Below are 17378 nucleotides of genomic sequence, written 5' to 3'. Positions count from 1 at the left end.
TCCTTAATGCTCGTGTTCAGCCGAGCCTTTGCCGATTTCCGCCTTGAGCACGAAGCTGCCGGCAGTGGCATAGGGGGTGCCTGTCTTGAGTCCGGACAGGATTTCGGTGCGTGCTCCATCGCTACGCCCGATCTGGACGGGCTGAGTCACAAAACCATCGCTGACCCGGACGAACACGACGCTCTTTCCGTCCATGCTTTGAATGGCTTCCGAAAGCACGGCGACCGGCACTTCGGTTTCGTTCGAGATCACTTCCACGTTGACGAAGAGGCCGGGACGCCAGCTTCCGTGGGGATTCGAGAGGAGCACCCGAGCCCGTGCCGTACGGGTCTGCTCGCCAATGAGCGCGCCCACATAGGCCACGGTGCCGGTCGCCGTGGAGTCGAAGGACGAGGCCCTGATGGTGACCTTCTCGCCAACCCGGACCCGGGCCAGATCCTTGGCCGGAACACTGATTTCCGCCCATACGGTCGACAGGTCGGAGATCGTGAACACCTGGCCGTCTTCCTTGACCGCTTCGCCCAGGGCAATGTGCTTTTCGACGATCATTCCATCGAAGGGGGCACGGAGCACGTAACGGTTGAGGCTGCCATCCGCATCCACACTGGCACCAATGGCGGTGAGCTTCTGCTGCACGTTGGCAACGGCAATTTCGGCCTCACGCAACACCTGTTGTGCCTGCAGGTAGTCCTGCTCGGCGGAGATTTTTTGCTCCCACAGCTTCTGCTCCCGCTCATAGGCTGTTCTGGCAAAGCTCAACCGCTTCTGAGCCGCCATCAACTCGCTACGTTGTTCAGAAAGCGCCGGGCTTGCCAGTACGGCCAGCACTTGCCCTTTCTTGACGATCTGTCCCAGATTGGCCGACACACTCTGCACGACCCCGGCAACACGCGGAACGACGTGCGCTGTGCGATCCTCATTGAAGCGAATTTCCCCGGGGAGTTGCAGAGATGATCGAATCCGGGCTGGGCCGGCTTTGTCGATCTCAATTCCTGCGGTCTTGATCTGCTCGTCGCTGAGCTCGACCTTGCCTTCCTCTCGGTCCGGTGGAATCTCCGTCGCGGGCTTGTTATGGTGTTCCGCGTCATCATGTGCAGCATCGTTGGCGTGGGTGCCGTCTGCCTTGGCTGCCTGTCCGCTGTGCAGAATGAACCCTCCTGCTACTCCGCCAAAGGCGATGATCAGGGCTACGGCGATCAGGTGCTTTCGGCTGATCCGGGTCGTCATGTTCTTCAGATTCATCTTGGAATCCTCCTTGCGTTATTCAGAGATACGATCAGCCAGAAGGCGATCGATTTCGGCCGAGGCCCGATGGGTGTCGGTTACGGCGCGCAGGTATTGGTTACGTGCCTGGAATAGCGTCCGCTGGGCATCGAGGACATCGAGAAAGCTGAATTTGCCCAGCTCAAAACCCTTCGCTGCGTTCTCGTAGGCCAGTTGCGCCCCGGGCAGCACGTCGCGTTGTAGGGATTCGAGCTCAAGTCGGCTGTTGCTCAGCCGCTCACGGGCCTGCAGGACATCACCGGTAAGCCGGACCCGCAGGGCGGTATGTTCGTCCCGCGCCTTGTCTTCCCGCTTGAGGGCTTCGAGGAGGTTGCCGCGGTTGCTGTCGAAGACGGGAATTGGGATGGACACGCCCACGAGGAGTTGATCTCGACCAAGCTCCTCGGCACGTTTTACCCCGACGCTGATTGTTGGGTCAGGAATGCGCCGGGCACGCTCCAGCGCCGTGACAGAGGTGCGCCGCGTGATCTCGACTGAGGCCCGCTTTAGGACGGGTGATGCCTCGATACGCTGCTCGACCGTGTTGGAAGACGGTATTGGCGGAAGCGTGTCGACGTCACCTTCTGCACGTTCGAATCGCGGGATCGGATTGCCCCAGAGCCCTGTCAGCCGCTGACGGGCAACCCGCAGCTCACCTTGAGCCTGAGCCAGTTCGACCCGGACCCCGGCTTCCGCGACACGCGCCTTGGTCTCCTCGACGGGAGAGACTTTTCCGGCGATGACACGCTTGGAAACCGCAGCTGTGGCTCGCTCCGCGAGGGTGACGGTCTCTTTTGCGAGCCGGGTCCGCTCTTGTGTTGAAAGTACGTCAAAAAAGGCGCTGACCACCGAGGCCCGGATCTCGGCACGGCGAGTGGCCAGCTCAATGTCGGCAATGTCCCGGCCACGCTCGGCGATCGCAATCCGGGCACTCCGCTTGCCTGCCAGCTCGATGGGCTGATTGAGCTGTACGGTTGTGGTACGGGTCGTGGCGCGGGTGTCCTCCACAAGATACTCAATGGACGGATTGGGCCGGGCACGTCCCTGAATCACAGCGCCTTCACTGGCTTCGCGCTCGCGTAGTGCTACGGTGATGTCGGGGTTGGCCCGGAGGGCCAGATCAAGCGCGGCGGCGAGGGTCAACGGGCCACCGGCTTCGACGGGAAGCTGATTGCGTACGACGGTTTGCGTGGCAAGCGATGTCGGCACCTGAGCCTGGACACCGAATGCGGTCGCAAAAAGGACCGCGAGCAGCGGAAATGCGGTTCTGAATGGCACGGGGGTGCGCATTGAAATCTCCTTGTTGTGAAGTCGTCGGCCGAAACCGACAGAACGACGAAACAAACGAGATCCGGCGCAGGCGCCGCCTGGAGGCGGGCTCTAAGTGGAACCTAGTGGAAACTAAAGCAGGTCGCTGCGCCGAATCAGAGCGCAGCAAGCCAGTTGGGCCGTTCGGGGCCTGGGGGGATGTGGGTGCGAAAGAAGGCTGGCGTTGATTCCGGAGCAGAGGGCACCGGGCACCAAGGCAGGCAGAGCGTGTCTTGACCGAGAATCTTGAGGGCGCTGTAGTGGCACAGCCCACAGTCTCCATCGATGGAGACACCTTCGCCAGAATTAGATTGCTTTGAGGTCTCCGCCTTCGATGCTTTGTGCTCGTGACTGTGATGCCCGAAATGGCCGGCTTTCTCCCCGGTCTCATGCTGGCAATAAGCACCCACCGCTGACCAACTGAGCTGGAGCGGCATGAATACAGCCAGAAGGAGGGCAACCCAAAAACGCATGTTCAAAAGTATCCCGGAAGATGTTTCAACTCAGACGTGAACCTTGGTGGACTGATCGTCAGGTTGCCCAAGGCGTAGCAGTCGCAGCCCGTTGCCGACCACCAATAAGCTGGCTCCCATGTCGGCAAACACCGCCATCCACATAGTGGCACTGCCTAGCAGGGCCAGGACCAGGAAGATCGCCTTGATTCCCAGCGCCAGAATGATGTTCTGCCAGAGCACCCGGTACGTCGTGCGCGAAAGCTGAATGGCTTCAGGGATACGGCGCAGATCATCGTTCATGATCACGATGTCGGCGGCTTCCATGGCGGTATCCGTTCCAGCAGCCCCCATTGCTATGCCGATATCGGCGCGCGCCAAGGCTGGCGCATCATTGATCCCGTCACCGGTCATCGCCGTGGGGCCAAATTCTTTCTGCAAGGCTTCGATGGCCTTGAGCTTGTCGTCAGGCAGTAGATTCCCGCGTGCATCGTCCACATTTGCCTGTTCGGCAACGGCTTGAGCCGTTGCCTGGTTGTCGCCAGACAGCATGACTGCCTTGACTCCCAAGGCATGCAATGTCGAGATGGCTTCCCGGGCATGAGGTTTGATCGTGTCGGCAACGGCGAAGATCGCCAGCACTCCGCTTTCGTTGGCCAGGAGTGTCATCGTGCGCCCTTGGGCCTCGTGTTCGACGAGGCGAGCTTCAATGGCAGGACCGCACAGTTTGCGTTCCTCGATCAAACGATGATTCCCAAGGATCAGGTCTTGGTTACCGATGCGCCCCTGGACACCACGCCCCGGCAGCGACATGAAGTCATCGACAACGGTGGCGGCGGGCGCCAGTGCCGTTGAAATGGCTTTCGATACCGGGTGGTTAGAGAGGGCAGCCAGGCTACCGGCCCAATCCAAAATCACTTTCTCGGATACTGTCTGGTCCAGAATTTCGGTTGCGACCAGCTTCGGTTTTCCTTCGGTTATCGTCCCCGTCTTGTCGAGGGCAATGACTTTCAGCTTACGGGCATCTTCCAGATAAACGCCGCCTTTGATCAAAATTCCCCGACGTGCTGCTCTGGCGAGCCCACTCACCACCGTAACGGGCGTTGCAATCACCAAGGCACAGGGACAGGCGATCACAAGAAGGACCAAGGCTTTGTAAAGCGCTTGAGACCAGCTCCATTCCAACCACCACGGGGTCAGGAGCGCCACGGCCAGTGCGATCACGAACACGGCGGGCGTGTAGAGGGCCGCGAAGCGATCGACAAAACGCTGCATGGGCGCCTTGCTGCCTTGAGCTGTTTCAACCGCGTGGATGATCCGGGCCAGTGTGGTCTCATTGGATCGGGCGGTAACCTTGAACTCCAGTAGCCCCGATTCGTTGATCGTCCCTGCAAAGACCGTGTCGCCGATGGCCTTGTCCACAGGCAGGCTTTCCCCGGTAACCGGTGCCTGATTGACCGCACTGCTGCCGGCAGTCACGACGCCATCCAACGGAATGCGTGCGCCAGGTTTGACCCTGACGACTGCAGCAAGCATCACGTCGCGGGAGGAAAGCTCTTCCCAGTTACCATTGGCTTGTTTCACTTCAGCGGTTTCGGGTGTGAGTGCGAGCAAACTCTTGATGGCGTTCCGCGCCCGATCGACCGACCTTGCTTCGATCAGCTCTGCAATGGCATATAAAGCCATCACCATGGCGGCTTCAGGCCACTGGCCGATGGCAAATGCACCTGTAACCGCTACCGACATCAACGCATTGATATTCAGACGTCCCTGAGACAGGGCAGCAAGCCCTTTGCTGTAGGTTGAAAACCCGGCCATCATGATCGCTGTTGCCGCCAAACCCATCCCGGCCATCTTGGCTAGAAGCACTTGGGGCATCAGGTAAGCCAAGAGCTCTGCACCCAACGCCAGAGCGAGCGCCATCGCAAGAACAGCGATGCCACGGGGAATGCCGTCGCGATCTTTGCCCACCGGCGTGCCCGGCTTGACGAGCTCTGTAGCAAAGCCCGCCTTGCGGATGGCGTCGATGATTGTCGGCAAAGCGTCTTCCGGCGCATCGATGCGCAGGGTACGGGCCGACAAGTCAAAACGGAGCCCACCGATAGCCTCGACATGCTCGACAGCCCGGCGGATCTCGCTCTCTTCAGCAGGACAATCCATTGCTGGAATGTGGAGTAGCAAGCCCTCTCGTACGGAGTCAGCTCGAAGGGTATCGTCCGTCGCGGATGCCCCCGGTGCGTGGCACGTGCTACCGCAACCGCAGGATGGGGGCTGCGTCTCGGATTGCAGACTGATGGGCAATGGTTTCATGGTGCTCTCCTCTTTCCATCATTAAAAACCCTGTAGCAACTCCAGAGTCAAGCGGGTAAGGTGATGACCTTCCTCGATTCACTTTTGAGCCCACGCCGGGCTTCAGGCCTTGCAATGAAAATCGGTCAGCTCGCCCAGCAGACAGGTACGCCGGTGGACACCATTCGTTACTACGAGCGCGAAGGGTTGCTCCCGCGTGCTGCGCGGACGGAAGGCAACTATCGGATCTACGATGCCGTTCATCTCGAACGCCTCGCCTTCATTCGGCGATGTCGCTCCCTTGACATGACGCAGGACGAAATCCGGGTGCTCCTGCGTTTCAGGGACACTCCGTCGGAGAGTTGCGAAGACGTCAACGCGTTGCTCGATGCCCATATCGGCCACGTTGCCGAGCGGATACGGGAGTTGCAGCAGTTGGAAAAGCAGCTTCAGACGTTGCGCGAGTGTTGCCAGGAAGGCCGACAAGCGGCCGAGTGCGGGATCTTGAACGAGCTATCCCATGGAGGGGCAGAGCTCACCACGCCCGCCGCATCGGAGAGCCATCTCGCCGCCACGCATGCCGGTGGGCGACAGCATGTGCCCCCAAGACAGGGAGGCGGCGCGTGATGGTTGAAGGTGCCTTGCGCAACCCCAGGGCCATCATCTGCCGCGTCTCAGGCGTGAGGCGTCGTGAAGCGACGCGATTCGCGTTGGGAAGGATCGCGCATGAGAAAAGGAATTGCACGCATTCTCATTTGGACGCAGAATCAAAAAAAGACATTCAACGGTAAGACCCCTCATGCAAGCCCTGCGTCTCCTTTCAATCGTTCTGTTTTCTTTGGTTGCGACGGTCTCGATCGCCCAAGTTGCGCCTCAAGCGACGCAAGACAAGACCAAGCAGATCTGGCAGCTGCTGGATTACCTTGCCGTCGACTATGGCCGTTCCGTTAATGAGGGACAGGTCGCCAACGAAGCCGAATATGCCGAGATGCAGGAGTTCGCACAGGCCGCAGAACGACAGTTGGCCGAATTGCCAGCGGTGCCGGCCGCTCCGACCCTGGCGAGCGATGCAGCGGCGCTACGTGCGCTCATCGCACAAAAGGCTTCGGCCGCATCTGTGGGAGAACAGGCACGCAAATTGGCAGGCGGACTCATCGCGGCCTATCCGGTCTCGATGGCCCCCGGCAAGTTGCCCGATCTACAACGGGGCGCCACGCTCTATCAGAGCCAATGCGCGTCGTGCCACGGCGTCTCGGGGCATGCGGACGGCCCACTCGCTGCCAAGCTGAACCCACCTCCCATCGCGCTGGCCGACCACGAACGCGCCCGGGAGCGCAGTGTGTTTGCGCTTCAGCAGATCATCACGCGAGGTGTGGCGGGAACGTCCATGCCGGGATTCGTACAGCTCTCGGACGAAGACCGCTGGGCACTGGCCTACTTCGCCTCGACGCTGTCGTACTCCGAGGCCGATCAGCAGGCAGGGGCCAAATTGTGGGCCGCGCAACCTGCCCTCCGTGAGGCCGTGCCGACCCTGGCGACGCTGAGCCAGCATTCCGAGGCAGCGCTCGCCAAGACCGTCGGCGCCGATGCCGCTCGCCAGCTCACCGCCTACCTACGGAGCACGCCCCAGTTACTCGCAACGTCAAACACGGGCAGCATACAGATCGCGAAAGACAAGCTGAGGGAGAGCGTTGTCGCGCTGGACAACGGAAACGAACGCTTGGCCTCGCAGCTGGCATTGTCGGCCTATCTGGATGGCTTCGAGCCCGTCGAGCCGGCGCTGGCCGCCAAGAATCAAGCGCTTTTCCACGACATCGAAAAGACGATGGGGCTCTACCGCAATGCACTGACTGCCGGGCAGGTCGAGCGTGCCCACGACATTGCCCAGCAACTGCAAGCCCAGCTCGATGAAGCGCAGGAGGCCTTGGGGGGCACCAAAGACGCCCTCTCGACCTTCCTTGGCGCACTGACCATCCTGCTGCGGGAAGGCCTGGAAGCCTTGCTGGTGGTCGTCGCAATGATGGCATTCCTGAAAAAAGCGGACCGGACCGATGTACTGCCCTATGTACATGCGGGATGGATGACAGCGCTCGCCGCCGGGGGCCTGACCTGGTTGGTGGCCACCTATGTCGTGGATGTGAGCGGCGCCAGCCGCGAGATGACGGAGGGCGTTTCCGCCGTGTTTGCCGCCGTTGTGCTCCTGGCCGTGGGCATGTGGATGCACCAGAAGAGTCTTGCAGGCCGTTGGCAAACCTACGTGAAGGAAAAACTGTCGTCCGCGCTGAGCAAGAAATCGGCGCTGATGCTGTTCGTGTTGTCGTTCGTCACCGTCTATCGTGAAGTCTTCGAAACGGTCCTCTTCTATGCTGCGCTCTGGACCCAGGACAATGGCGTCTATTTGCTTGCCGGCCTTGCCTCCGGCGTGGTCATCCTGGCGGCGGTCGCAGCGGTACTCCTGCGCTCCGCGGCACGTCTGCCGATCAACCAGTTCTTTGCCTTCAGTTCAGCCCTCGTGGGGGTGCTCGCCGTCGTTCTGATGGGCAAAGGTGTGGCCGCACTGCAAAAGGTCGGCATCCTGCAGATCACGCCTATCTCGATACCGCGCATCGATGTTCTTGGCGTTTACCCGTCGATCCAGACCGTTACCGCACAGGTCCTGATCCTGCTCATTATTGTGGCAAGCGTCGCCTACAATTTGAGGTCGCAACGGGCCGCCACGCAATCGTGATAACGTCGTTGTCCCCCGGCCTTTGGCGAGGACAGGACGGCGATGCTGACTCACTGGGAACTGGAACATTACCGACAGCTGTACCGCAATCAGATTGACCGACTTGTCGAGACCTTGACGGTGCGCCTCCTGCCGACCTTTGACTCCGTACACGCGGAAGTCGAGGCGCTTCAACAGGAGGCGTACCGAGCGAGCCGTGAGTGTGCCAACGATGGCAACTGGCTCGATCCGCAAATGGCTCATGAGGCTGCTTTCGAAGCGTCGTTAGCGCATTTCGACATCGTTCTCGATTTGCGCCAGGGGCTTCAGAACATGTTCGCGGTCAGTCTCTACCACCTGTTTGAGCAGCAAGTCCGGGCGTTCCACGTTCGAGTCCTACACCAAAAGCCGCTCAAGTTCGGGCCCGATGTGCTCAAAGCGTGGGACAAGACGCTCCCGGATCCGGTCCTGAGCATGGACCAGCGTTCTGGCCTGGATGAACTCCGTCTGCTGGCCAATACCGTCAAACACGGAGATGGCACGTCGGCTCAAGAACTCTATGCGGCTGCGCCCCATCTTTTTCTGGCTGATTGGGAGCAGGATGCGCTCGATGACCCGACGGTCATTGTCCATAAACCGGACATCGGGACGCCGCTCTTCGGGCAGGACCTTTTCGTTCGTCCGGGCGACATACATCGCTACCGGCAACTCCTCAACGGCGTATGGTCGACCTACTTGGAGGCGTTTCACGGGAGGGGGTAGCCTGTCAGTCGCAGCTGACGCGTGTAGAGGTCCTTGATGACGTACATGGGGGCCGTGGAGTCTCTAGTCCGCGATCACCTGACCCACGCAGCTCACGAAACGGAAAAATCGTACGCTAAGGCGCGCGACGGCTTTTGACCTAGCAGCAGTGCAAAGCCGCGATCAGTGGGCAGGAGACATTGCCGTGGTGCGCGTTGCACTCGCTCACCAACTTCGACAGCGCCACCTCCATTTGCTTGAGGTCTGCTAGGCGGGCACGTACATCAGCCAGGCGTAGAGCAGCCAATTCAGCCGCCTCGCCGCAATGCGTGCCGTCCTCCAGCCTCAGGAGTTGGCTGATTTCCTCCAGGCTGAACCCCAAGCGCTGGGCTGATTTCACAAACTTCACCCGCGCCACGTCCGTCTGCCCATAGCGGCGGATGCGTCCATACGGCCGCTCCGGCTCCGGCAGCAGGCCCTTGCGTTGATAGAAGCGGATCGTCTCCACATTGACCCCGCCTGCTTTGGCGAAGGCCCCGATGGTCAGGTTCTCCGAAGCGTTCTCCATGGCGCTTGACTCCGTAGTTGACTACGGAAATAACGTTACAACATCAAGCGAAATCCCGGAAGGAGAACCTGATGTTGGAACCCAAGAACGGCCGTGGCGCACTGGCGACCGGCGGCGTAGCGGCCGTCCTCGCCTCGACCTGCTGCCTCGGCCCGCTCGTGCTGGTCGCGCTCGGCTTCTCGGGTGCCTGGATCGGCAATCTGACCGTGCTGGAACCGTACCGACCGTTCTTCATCGGTGCGGCGCTCATCGCACTGTTTTCCGCCTGGCGCAGCATCTTCCGCCCGGTTCATGCCTGCAAGCCGGGTGAGGTGTGTGCCGTGCCGCGGGTGGCGAAGGCCTACAGGGCGATCTTCTGGATCGTGGCCACCTTGGTCTTGGTTGCCCTCGTTTTTCCCTACGTCCTGCCGCTGTTCTACTGAAAGAATATTGTCATGAAAAAACTCGCAATCCTGATCACCCTGAGCCCCCCTGCCTGGGCTGCATCCCAAACCATCACCCTGTCTGTGCCCGGTATGACCTGCGCCGCGTGCCCAATCACGGTCAAGAAAGTACTTACCAAGGTGGACGGCGTGAAAAAGGCCGAAGTGCGCTACGAAAATCGGATAGCCATCGTCACCTTCGACGACGCAAAGACCAACGCCGAAGCCTTGACCAAGACCATGGCAAACGCGGGCTACCCCGCTACCGTCAAGCAGTGAGGACGCCATCATGGCCGAAACAATCGCCTTCCACATCGATGGCATGACGTGCACGTCGTGCGCCGAGCATATCCAGGAGGCTCTGGGGAACGTGCCCGGTGTGCGCTCGGCCTCAGTGTCCTATCCGCAAGGACGGGCCGAGATCGACATGGACGCGGACATGAGCTTGGACCCGTTGGTCGCGACCGTGACAGAGCTTGGCTACCGCGCACGGATTGCCGACTCGGCAGGCAAACTGACCGGCGGACTGTTGGACAAGGCGATGGGTTGGCTGGGCGGCGATACGAAGCGCGGTGGCAGCGAGCAGATGCTGCATGTCGCCGTGATCGGCAGCGGCGGTGCGGCGATGGCGGCGGCCTTGAAGGCCGTGGAACGTGGAGCGCGCGTTACGCTCATCGAACGCGGCACTATCGGTGGCACCTGCGTCAATGTCGGTTGTGTGCCCTCCAAGATCATGATCCGCGCCGCACACATTGCGCATCTGCGCCGCGAAAGCCCGTTCGATGAAGGTCTGCCTACCGCAGCGCCGATCGTGCTGCGCGAGCGGCTGCTGGCCCAGCAGCATGGCCGAGTAGAAGAACTGCGCCACGCCAAGTACGAGGGCATCCTGGCGAGCACCCCGGCCATCACCATGCTGCGTGGCGAAGCCCGTTTCAAGGACGTGCGTACGCTGATCGTAGCGACTGGTGACGGTGGCACGCACGAGGTGAGCTTCGAACGCTGCCTCATCGCTACCGGGGCCAACCCCGCGACCCCGCCAATCCCCGGCTTGAAGGACACGCCTTACTGGACCTCCACCGAGGCGCTGACAAGCGACCGCATTCCCGAGCGGCTGGTCGTAATTGGCTCGTCCGTGGTCGCGGTCGAGCTGGCGCAAGCCTTCGCCCGCCTGGGCAGCCAGGTCACGATCCTGGCGCGCAGCACGCTGTTCTTCCGTGAAGACCCGGCCATTGGCGAAGCCATTACGGCCACCTTCCGCGCCGAGGGCATCGAGGTTCTAGAGCACACCCAGGCGAGCAAGGTCGTCTATGCTGACGGGGAATTCATGCTCACCACCGGACACGGGGACGTGCGCGCCGACAAGCTGCTGATCGCCACCGGCCGCGCACCGAACACCCGCAGCCTCAATCTCGATACGGCAGGCGTCGAGGTCAATGCGCAAGGGGCCATCGTCATCGACCGCGCCATGTGCACCAGCGCGCCGCACATCTACGCAGCCGGTGACTGCACCGCCCAGCCACAATTCGTCTATGTGGCAGCGGCGGCCGGCACACGCGCCGCGATCAACATGACCGGCGGCGACGCGGTGCTGGACCTAACAACGATGCCGGCGGTGGTATTCACCGATCCACAAGTAGCGACAGTGGGTTACAGCGAAGTGGAGGCACAGCACGACGGCATTGAGACCGACAGCCGAACGCTCTCGCTCGACAATGTGCCAAGGGCGCTCGCAAACTTTGATACGCGCGGCTTCATCAAGCTGGTCGCCGAGGTCGGCACGGGGCGGCTGATCGGTGTACAGGCGGTAGCCCCAGAAGCGGGCGAGCTGATCCAGACGGCGGCGCTGGCGATCTGCCACCGGATGACCGTGCAGGCGCTGGCCGACCAGTTGTTTCCCTATCTGACCATGGTTGAGGGACTCAAGCTCGCGGCGCAGACCTTCAGTAAGGACGTGAAGCAACTGTCCTGCTGCGCCGGGTGAGAACTGGGGTGTTCGATGTGGATGCTCTGCCGCGGCTGTGTTTCGTGCCGGCGGCCTTCTCATGCGGGGATCCGCCTGGCCCCGCTGACGCGGTAGTGCCGGGCGCTGGACGCGCCGGATGCCCGCCCTATCTGACCGAAGGCAAATACCCAGTTGACGCGTTTGCAAACAATCTTAGCTGGATTCGGTGGTGGTCCCCCGACATTGTCTGAACTAGACTTCATTAAGTGAAAATGAGTTGTGCTTTCATGTGTGGTGTGAAATGACCCGGCGACGCCGAAATTCTCGAGCCAATCAATCAGTGGAGGGCGATAGTCTCCACGCTGGAAAACCTTGCCGAGCGTTGTGTTGGCGCACTAATGCCATGGTCTCATCCGATCATCGCAGCACTTGCAGCAGGTTCCGTTTGGGAGGCGCAGACCTCGATCAAAGTGAGCCCGATGCCAACGGACGTCGTCAGCCTGACGCTGTGGCGTGTTAACCATGACCCGCCACTTCAAACAACTAATCTGTCATCTGTTGATTGGGGTATTTCTGTTCGCGCAAATGGCGGTTGCGTCGTATGCCTGTCCTCAGTCCTCTCCGGTTGGATTGAATCAAGTATCGGTATCCATCATGTCCTCGGACGACAACCCATCCATGGACATACCCGCCTGTTGTGACGGGATGGAGCGACCGGACATGGCTAACCCCAATCTTTGCACCGAACATGCCCATTTTGGTCAGTTGAATGATCAGACGCAGATCCCGACGCTGCCTGCAATTCTGCTGACCAGCCTCTATGTCGTTTCCACAGCATCCGAGCTGAATTTCCGGTTCCCGCCTGCCGCCTTAGCCAACTTCCTCGCTGAGTCGTTCCCACCGCACGCCATCTTGCACTGCTGCTTCCGCATTTAGGCCTCCCGACGACACTGTGCTGACGACCTGAGCGGTCGATACAGCACAACGGTTCTGCTCCCCCGCGCTTGTGACCTTTAGGCTCGCTCGCATGGGGATTCGCCCGAGCTGATTCGTTTCCATGTCTGGAGGCTCCGTGTTCGCCGACTCGCTCCGCGCTGTCCATTGGCTTCGTTTGTTTCGCTCTTGCACTGGCCTTAGGCACCGCGGTCCCCAGTACCGAGGCTCGACATATGCTGGATGTCGGCCAAGGCCCTGAGCTTGGCTCAGGCCTCCTCTTGCTGGCTCCGAACGCTGGTCATCCCCGCTGCCTCTGCGAGATGGCGATGGCTGCCGGCCTGTTTCAAGGTTTGGCGACATGATCACCGTGCCGCTCCGATCACTGTTCGTGATCTCGGCCGACCTGCGGTGGCGGTGTCACCTCAACCCTGAATCGGAAATGGAGGTGATTCAAATGTGATAGATCGACCCAGAAAAGCAAATGCAATCAATCTAATCCATGCGAAGGAGAATGATCATGCGCAAGCTGTTGATACCCTTGTTACTGGCTGTCTCACTGTCCGCTTTGGCCGCCGGCGAGCGGGTCACGGCACAGACCATTGAACTCAAGGATGGTGGCAAAGTCTTCGTGCGAAAGGACGGGACGATGGTTCATATCGACGCCGCCGGCAATCGCGTCAAGATGCGGAACGGTGTGACGATGGAAGCCAAGGACGGAGCCAAGTACGTGATGAAGAACGATGCCCTGTGGAAGACAATCACCGAAAAGGGAACGCTGAACCCGAAGTTCTGAGGTGGTAGCGGATGGTCTTCGGACCATCCGCTTCAACTCGCGTTCAGAGGCCCTTGAAAACGTCCCGGTGCATCTTGATCGTGGCGGCGGGAGCGCGCTTCTTAGTGTGGTTCTTGGCCATGTCTTCCGCCCACAGACTGGTCTCGAAACCGAGCTTTTCGTAGAAGCAGAGAACTGCGTCGTCGTTGTCCGCATCGACGACGATCAATCGCGCAGCAGACAAGCCCGCCGTATTGAGAATGTCACCGAGGAGGAGTGCCATCAAGGCGCCGCCCACTCCCCTGCGTTGCAGATCCTGATGGACCGCAAGTCGCCCGATCTTGACGGCGGGAAAGGCAGCAAGTTCGATGTGCTCACCGAACCCCAATTCGAACTTCTCGGAGTCGTTGAGCTTGATCGCGTCGTTGGCGAGCGTGAAGTAGCCGACTGGACCTTCGAACTGCTGATGGAAGACCACGTTGGTGAAGCCCAGTCTGGCTTCATGCAAGGCCCGCGCCTGTGTGGTCAGGAACTCGTCCAGCCGAGGCTTTCCGCAGGTGAATGCCCCAAGGGTCGCGGGCTCCACCTCCGTGATCGGGAGGTAGCCATAGCCCTCTTCAGGCAGCATCAGCCGGGGGCAGCGCGATCCGGTACTTGTCGAGGAAGTGGGCTTCTTTGGCGCGCCGAGCCGCAGCGGCCAGATGTACCGCGCGCTCCTGAACAGCCTGAGTCGGCCGGACAGACTCCACGGACACGACAAGCCGCTTCTTCGCCTTGAGGGACGAAGCGTGTTTCTTCATAAGAAGGCTGCGGGCAGAGTGTTTCATGGTAAGGGCACAGTACGTAAGAACGCCTTCCACGCGGCGGGAAGGCACTCGGATACTAGATCAAAAAAGAGAATGTATCCACTGGATATATCCGGCAGATAGCGCACTCCGCTCATGAAGCCACAGTGTGGTGGTTCAGTATGAGCCGCGGTCCCGGACAGTAATGTGCGGCAGGAAGGCCTCCTGCAGTACCTGACGTATTGAAGCGCAGGTCCGTCGGTCATCGTCCATGAGGTTCATGTAGAGCTCGGCGGTCAGTTCGATCAGGTAGGTGTGTTCCCGAAGATGGGCTTCCCGATCAGGGCTCGCACAGGCCTTGAGCCAGCGCTCCTCTAACGCGTAGCTGCGATACGCGCAGTCGATGAACTGGGCAAACAAGGCCGTGACCGTCTCGGCGTCTCCCGAATCCGTCGCCTGGAGCGTTTGCAGTCCGAGGGCCTTCAGGCGACGACTCGTCGCTTCAAGCAAAAGGTCGTTTGATGAAGAGAATGCATCTGAGCAGATCATGGCCGTGAGCCTGCAAACGGATCAGTCCGCGCTGTGGGGCGTGACGATCGATGTCGGTATCCACATCTCGAAAATGTTGCTGTCTTCCCCCGTCCGACCCTCGATGTCGCCTTGGTGCGCGCGGAGGATGGAACGGGTGATCGCAAGGCCCAGTCCGGCGCCATCGCCCGAATGGCGGCGCGATGCGTCCACACGGTAGAAGCGATCAAAGAGACGGGACAGGTGTTCTGTCGGGATAGGCTCCCCGGTGTTCTCGACGGCGAGGTGGACGATTTCGGTGTCGGTGTTGTCGCATATGACGCTGACCGTTACGGTGATGTGCCCACCCGATGGCGTGTAGCGAAGCGCGTTGGATAGAAGGTTGCCGATGGCGCGTCGGAGCATCAGCCGGTCTCCGGTCACCCATCCTGAACCTTCTAGCTTGAGGGCCACGCCGTTCTCTTCGGCCAGGGCCCCGTAAAAATCGAACAGGGCCATGACCTCGTCCGCCAGATCAAAGGTTTCCTGACCTGGCACGATGAGACCATTTTCCGACTTGGCCAGGAACAGCATGTCCGAGATCATGCGCGAGAGGCGTTCGTACTCCTCGGCGTTGGATTCCAGCACTTCCCGGTACTCGCCTGATGTGCGGGTCTTCGAGAGTGCCACCTGGGTTTGCGTCATCAGGTTGCTGACTGGCGTGCGGAGTTCGTGGGCCAGATCGGACGAGAAGTCCGAGAGACGCGTGAAGGACTCCTCCAGCCGGGCCAGCATGTCGTTGAGGGATTCGGCCAACTCGGCCAGTTCGACCGGCACGGTGTCCACTGGCAGGCGCTGGTCAAGATGCTGGGCGCTCACTTCCGTTGCCCTCCGTCTCATCTCGCGCAGAGGTGCCAAGCCTCGGCGGGCGACGAACCAGCCGAGCAGACCGGTTGCGGCCGTGCCGCCCACGATGACGAGCCACAGTGTCCTCATGAACGAGTCCATGAAATTGCGGTGATGGGAGATATCTGTCGCCACTGCGACAACGGCCGGCGGCCACGACGGCACCCCGGTCGGCACCTCGGCCGCAATGCCCCGGAAAGGCATTTGTCCATCCACTTGCCAGACGTAGGGGTGATTGACCCCGGCCGTCTTGACACGATCCAGCAGCGGTTGAGGGAAAGGCGCGCCTTCGGTCGCAAACAGGGTGCGCCCATCCGGTCCCTTGAGTGCGACGACCAGGCCGTGATGTCCGATCAGTGAGTCATCCATCTGCTGGGGAATGGCCGCCAGGTCCGTGGGTGAGCGGACCTTCGCCATGGCATGGCGAATCAGTTCAAGTTTGCCGGTCAGGGCCTCCATGTCCTGTTCTTCGAAGTGATGTTCGACGGACTGGGCCACGATCAAACCCAAAACCAGTAACACGGCCGTCGATGCCGCCGCGAAGAGAAGGGTCAGGCGGAAGGTCAGGGACTTGCGGCGGATGCTCGTGCGCACTATTCGCTCTCCTGTTCTTCCAGCACATAGCCCATGCCCCGCACAGTGCGAATCAGCTTGGGCTCGAAGCCGTCGTCGATCTTGGCGCGAAGGCGGCGCACGGCCACTTCGATCACGTTGGTGTCGCTGTCAAAGTTCATGTCCCATACCTGCGATGCGATCAACGAGCGCGGGAGCACTTCGCCACGTCGTCGTAACAACAGTTCAAGGAGGGCAAACTCCTTGGCGGTCAGATCAATCCGCCGACCTGCTCGGGTGACACGCCGACGCGGGAGATCCAGTTCGAGGTCGGCTGCTCGCAAGGCATCGACTTCCTTGTTCTTCACACCACGGCGTAGCAGTGTGCGCACTCGGGCCAGGAGCTCCGAGAAGGCGAAGGGCTTCACGAGGTAATCGTCAGCGCCCAGCTCCAGCCCCTTGACCCGGTCATCAACGCTGTCTTTGGCGGTCAGAAACAAGATCGGCATCTCCTTGCCAGCCTTGCGCAGGGCCTGCAGGACGCGCCAGCCATCGAGCCCCGGCAACATCACGTCGAGCACGATGAGGTCGTAGGCTTCGGTCATGCCGCAATGCAGCCCGTCCATGCCATCCCGGACCAAATCCACATTGAAGCCGGCCTCAACCAGCCCCTGCTTAAGGTAGTCCCCGGTTTTGGGTTCGTCCTCGACGATCAGTATTTTCATGGTCTTCCTCGCTTCCTGCTCATACGGCTGGCGCTAGTGTGGCGCAACGCACTTCCGTTTTTCCCAAGATTACAAAGATGTAATTCGTGGGTCAGTCTCCTGTCGGTTTTTGCGCCGCACACTGCTCGCCATGGGAACGCCAGATTCCCAGCCTACCTTTTGACCCCATGGAGAAGACCGATGCGATCCTATTTGCTCGGGCTATCGGCGCTGGCCATGATGAACAGCGTCTGGGCGGCTACGCCGCCTTTGCTGGAGACGAGCTCCAGCCCGTCCCCGTATGTGTCCTCCCTGTCGGATTACCACGCCTGGTCGGAACCGCCGGTCGAGCCGTGGCGCGCCGCCAATGAATCGGTCCAGCGCGGAATGGATGCACATGCAGCCCCCTCCACGCCTGACCAGCCCGCTGAGGCTCGTGAAGCCCGTGAGGCTTTGCAGAAAAAGGGCGATGCGGCGCCGACGCCGCCGGCCATGCCGCCTGCCGGCCATCATCATTAGGAGGC

Annotated in this window: 19 protein-coding genes; 9 read left to right on the top strand and 10 right to left on the bottom strand. The window is 60.7% G+C overall.

Going from position 1 to position 17378, the window contains the following annotated elements:
* Positions 1-3 precede the first annotated feature (3 nt).
* The 4 genes from B4920_RS18840 to B4920_RS18830 all read right to left on the bottom strand — a co-directional run bounded on the left by B4920_RS18840 (position 4) and on the right by B4920_RS18830 (position 5204).
* The gene (locus tag B4920_RS18840; RefSeq protein ID WP_079436224.1) at positions 4-1242 is read right to left on the bottom strand and encodes an efflux RND transporter periplasmic adaptor subunit; all 1239 of its coding nucleotides are present in this window, start codon (positions 1240-1242) and stop codon (positions 4-6) included.
* 18 nt (positions 1243-1260) lie between these two features.
* Positions 1261-2553 (bottom strand): TolC family protein, encoded by a 1293-nt coding sequence (locus B4920_RS18835; RefSeq protein WP_079436223.1) that lies wholly within the window; start codon positions 2551-2553, stop codon positions 1261-1263.
* A 134-nt stretch (positions 2554-2687) separates the two neighbouring features.
* The gene (locus B4920_RS31005; RefSeq protein WP_347249816.1) at positions 2688-3044 is read right to left on the bottom strand and encodes a DUF2946 family protein; all 357 of its coding nucleotides are present in this window, start codon (positions 3042-3044) and stop codon (positions 2688-2690) included.
* Positions 3045-3074: 30 nt separating this feature from the next.
* On the bottom strand, positions 3075-5204 hold the full coding sequence (locus B4920_RS18830; protein WP_254050988.1) for a cation-translocating P-type ATPase: 2130 nt from the start codon (positions 5202-5204) through the stop codon (positions 3075-3077).
* A 243-nt stretch (positions 5205-5447) separates the two neighbouring features.
* On the opposite strand from B4920_RS18830, the gene cadR reads away from it, so the two are divergent.
* The 3 genes from cadR (at position 5448) to B4920_RS18815 (ending at position 8781) form a co-directional block, all read left to right on the top strand.
* The gene (gene cadR, locus B4920_RS18825) at positions 5448-5939 is read left to right on the top strand and encodes a Cd(II)/Pb(II)-responsive transcriptional regulator (RefSeq protein ID WP_079436221.1); all 492 of its coding nucleotides are present in this window, start codon (positions 5448-5450) and stop codon (positions 5937-5939) included.
* Between the two features lie 172 nt (positions 5940-6111).
* On the top strand, positions 6112-8040 hold the full coding sequence (locus tag B4920_RS18820) for an FTR1 family protein (RefSeq protein ID WP_079436220.1): 1929 nt from the start codon (positions 6112-6114) through the stop codon (positions 8038-8040).
* A 42-nt stretch (positions 8041-8082) separates the two neighbouring features.
* Positions 8083-8781: a hypothetical protein gene (locus B4920_RS18815; RefSeq protein WP_079436219.1), complete on the top strand. Its 699-nt coding sequence runs from the start codon at positions 8083-8085 to the stop codon at positions 8779-8781.
* Between the two features lie 139 nt (positions 8782-8920).
* Here the strand turns inward: B4920_RS18815 and merR are convergent, their stop codons facing one another.
* A complete protein-coding gene (merR, locus tag B4920_RS18810; protein WP_079436218.1) occupies positions 8921-9328 on the bottom strand; it encodes an Hg(II)-responsive transcriptional regulator in 408 nt (135 codons plus the stop codon).
* A 71-nt stretch (positions 9329-9399) separates the two neighbouring features.
* On the opposite strand from merR, the gene merT reads away from it, so the two are divergent.
* The 5 genes from merT (at position 9400) to B4920_RS18785 (ending at position 13421) form a co-directional block, all read left to right on the top strand.
* The gene (gene merT / locus B4920_RS18805; protein ID WP_079436216.1) at positions 9400-9750 is read left to right on the top strand and encodes a mercuric ion transporter MerT; all 351 of its coding nucleotides are present in this window, start codon (positions 9400-9402) and stop codon (positions 9748-9750) included.
* A 12-nt stretch (positions 9751-9762) separates the two neighbouring features.
* Positions 9763-10029, top strand: coding sequence for a mercury resistance system periplasmic binding protein MerP (gene merP, locus B4920_RS18800; RefSeq protein WP_079436215.1), 267 nt, complete (start codon positions 9763-9765; stop codon positions 10027-10029).
* Positions 10030-10039: 10 nt separating this feature from the next.
* On the top strand, positions 10040-11731 hold the full coding sequence (gene merA / locus B4920_RS18795; protein ID WP_079436213.1) for a mercury(II) reductase: 1692 nt from the start codon (positions 10040-10042) through the stop codon (positions 11729-11731).
* Positions 11732-12214: 483 nt separating this feature from the next.
* Positions 12215-12628, top strand: coding sequence for a hypothetical protein (locus B4920_RS18790; RefSeq protein WP_079436212.1), 414 nt, complete (start codon positions 12215-12217; stop codon positions 12626-12628).
* Positions 12629-13145: 517 nt separating this feature from the next.
* Entirely contained in the window at positions 13146-13421 is a 276-nt protein-coding gene (locus B4920_RS18785; protein WP_161493336.1) for a CopK family periplasmic copper-binding protein, read from the top strand.
* A gap of 43 nt (positions 13422-13464) precedes the next feature.
* Here B4920_RS18785 and B4920_RS18780 read toward each other — a convergent pair whose 3' ends face one another.
* The 5 genes from B4920_RS18780 to B4920_RS18760 form a co-directional block, all read right to left on the bottom strand.
* The gene (locus B4920_RS18780) at positions 13465-14028 is read right to left on the bottom strand and encodes a GNAT family N-acetyltransferase (RefSeq protein ID WP_079436210.1); all 564 of its coding nucleotides are present in this window, start codon (positions 14026-14028) and stop codon (positions 13465-13467) included.
* Entirely contained in the window at positions 14018-14200 is a 183-nt protein-coding gene (locus B4920_RS18775; RefSeq protein ID WP_079436208.1) for a hypothetical protein, read from the bottom strand. Before B4920_RS18775 ends, B4920_RS18780 begins: the two co-directional genes overlap by 11 nt.
* Before the next feature lie 162 nt (positions 14201-14362).
* Positions 14363-14734 carry a hypothetical protein gene (locus tag B4920_RS18770; protein ID WP_139379559.1) on the bottom strand — a complete coding sequence of 124 codons (372 nt, stop codon included), beginning with the start codon at positions 14732-14734 and terminating at the stop codon, positions 14363-14365.
* A gap of 21 nt (positions 14735-14755) precedes the next feature.
* Positions 14756-16192 (bottom strand): heavy metal sensor histidine kinase, encoded by a 1437-nt coding sequence (locus B4920_RS18765; protein ID WP_079436205.1) that lies wholly within the window; start codon positions 16190-16192, stop codon positions 14756-14758.
* A complete protein-coding gene (locus tag B4920_RS18760) occupies positions 16192-16875 on the bottom strand; it encodes a heavy metal response regulator transcription factor (protein ID WP_079436204.1) in 684 nt (227 codons plus the stop codon). The genes B4920_RS18765 and B4920_RS18760 overlap by 1 nt, the downstream gene beginning before the upstream one ends.
* 180 nt (positions 16876-17055) lie before the next feature.
* Between B4920_RS18760 and B4920_RS18755 the strand changes: the two genes are divergently transcribed.
* On the top strand, positions 17056-17373 hold the full coding sequence (locus B4920_RS18755; RefSeq protein ID WP_079436203.1) for a hypothetical protein: 318 nt from the start codon (positions 17056-17058) through the stop codon (positions 17371-17373).
* Positions 17374-17378: the final 5 nt, after the last annotated feature.

Origin of the sequence: Zoogloea sp. LCSB751 (genome assembly GCF_002028455.1) — a bacterium.
Taxonomy (GTDB): Bacteria; Pseudomonadota; Gammaproteobacteria; order Burkholderiales; family Rhodocyclaceae; genus Zoogloea.
Note: the sequence above shows the minus strand (reverse complement) of the source record. Positions and strands in the feature narration are given on the sequence as shown.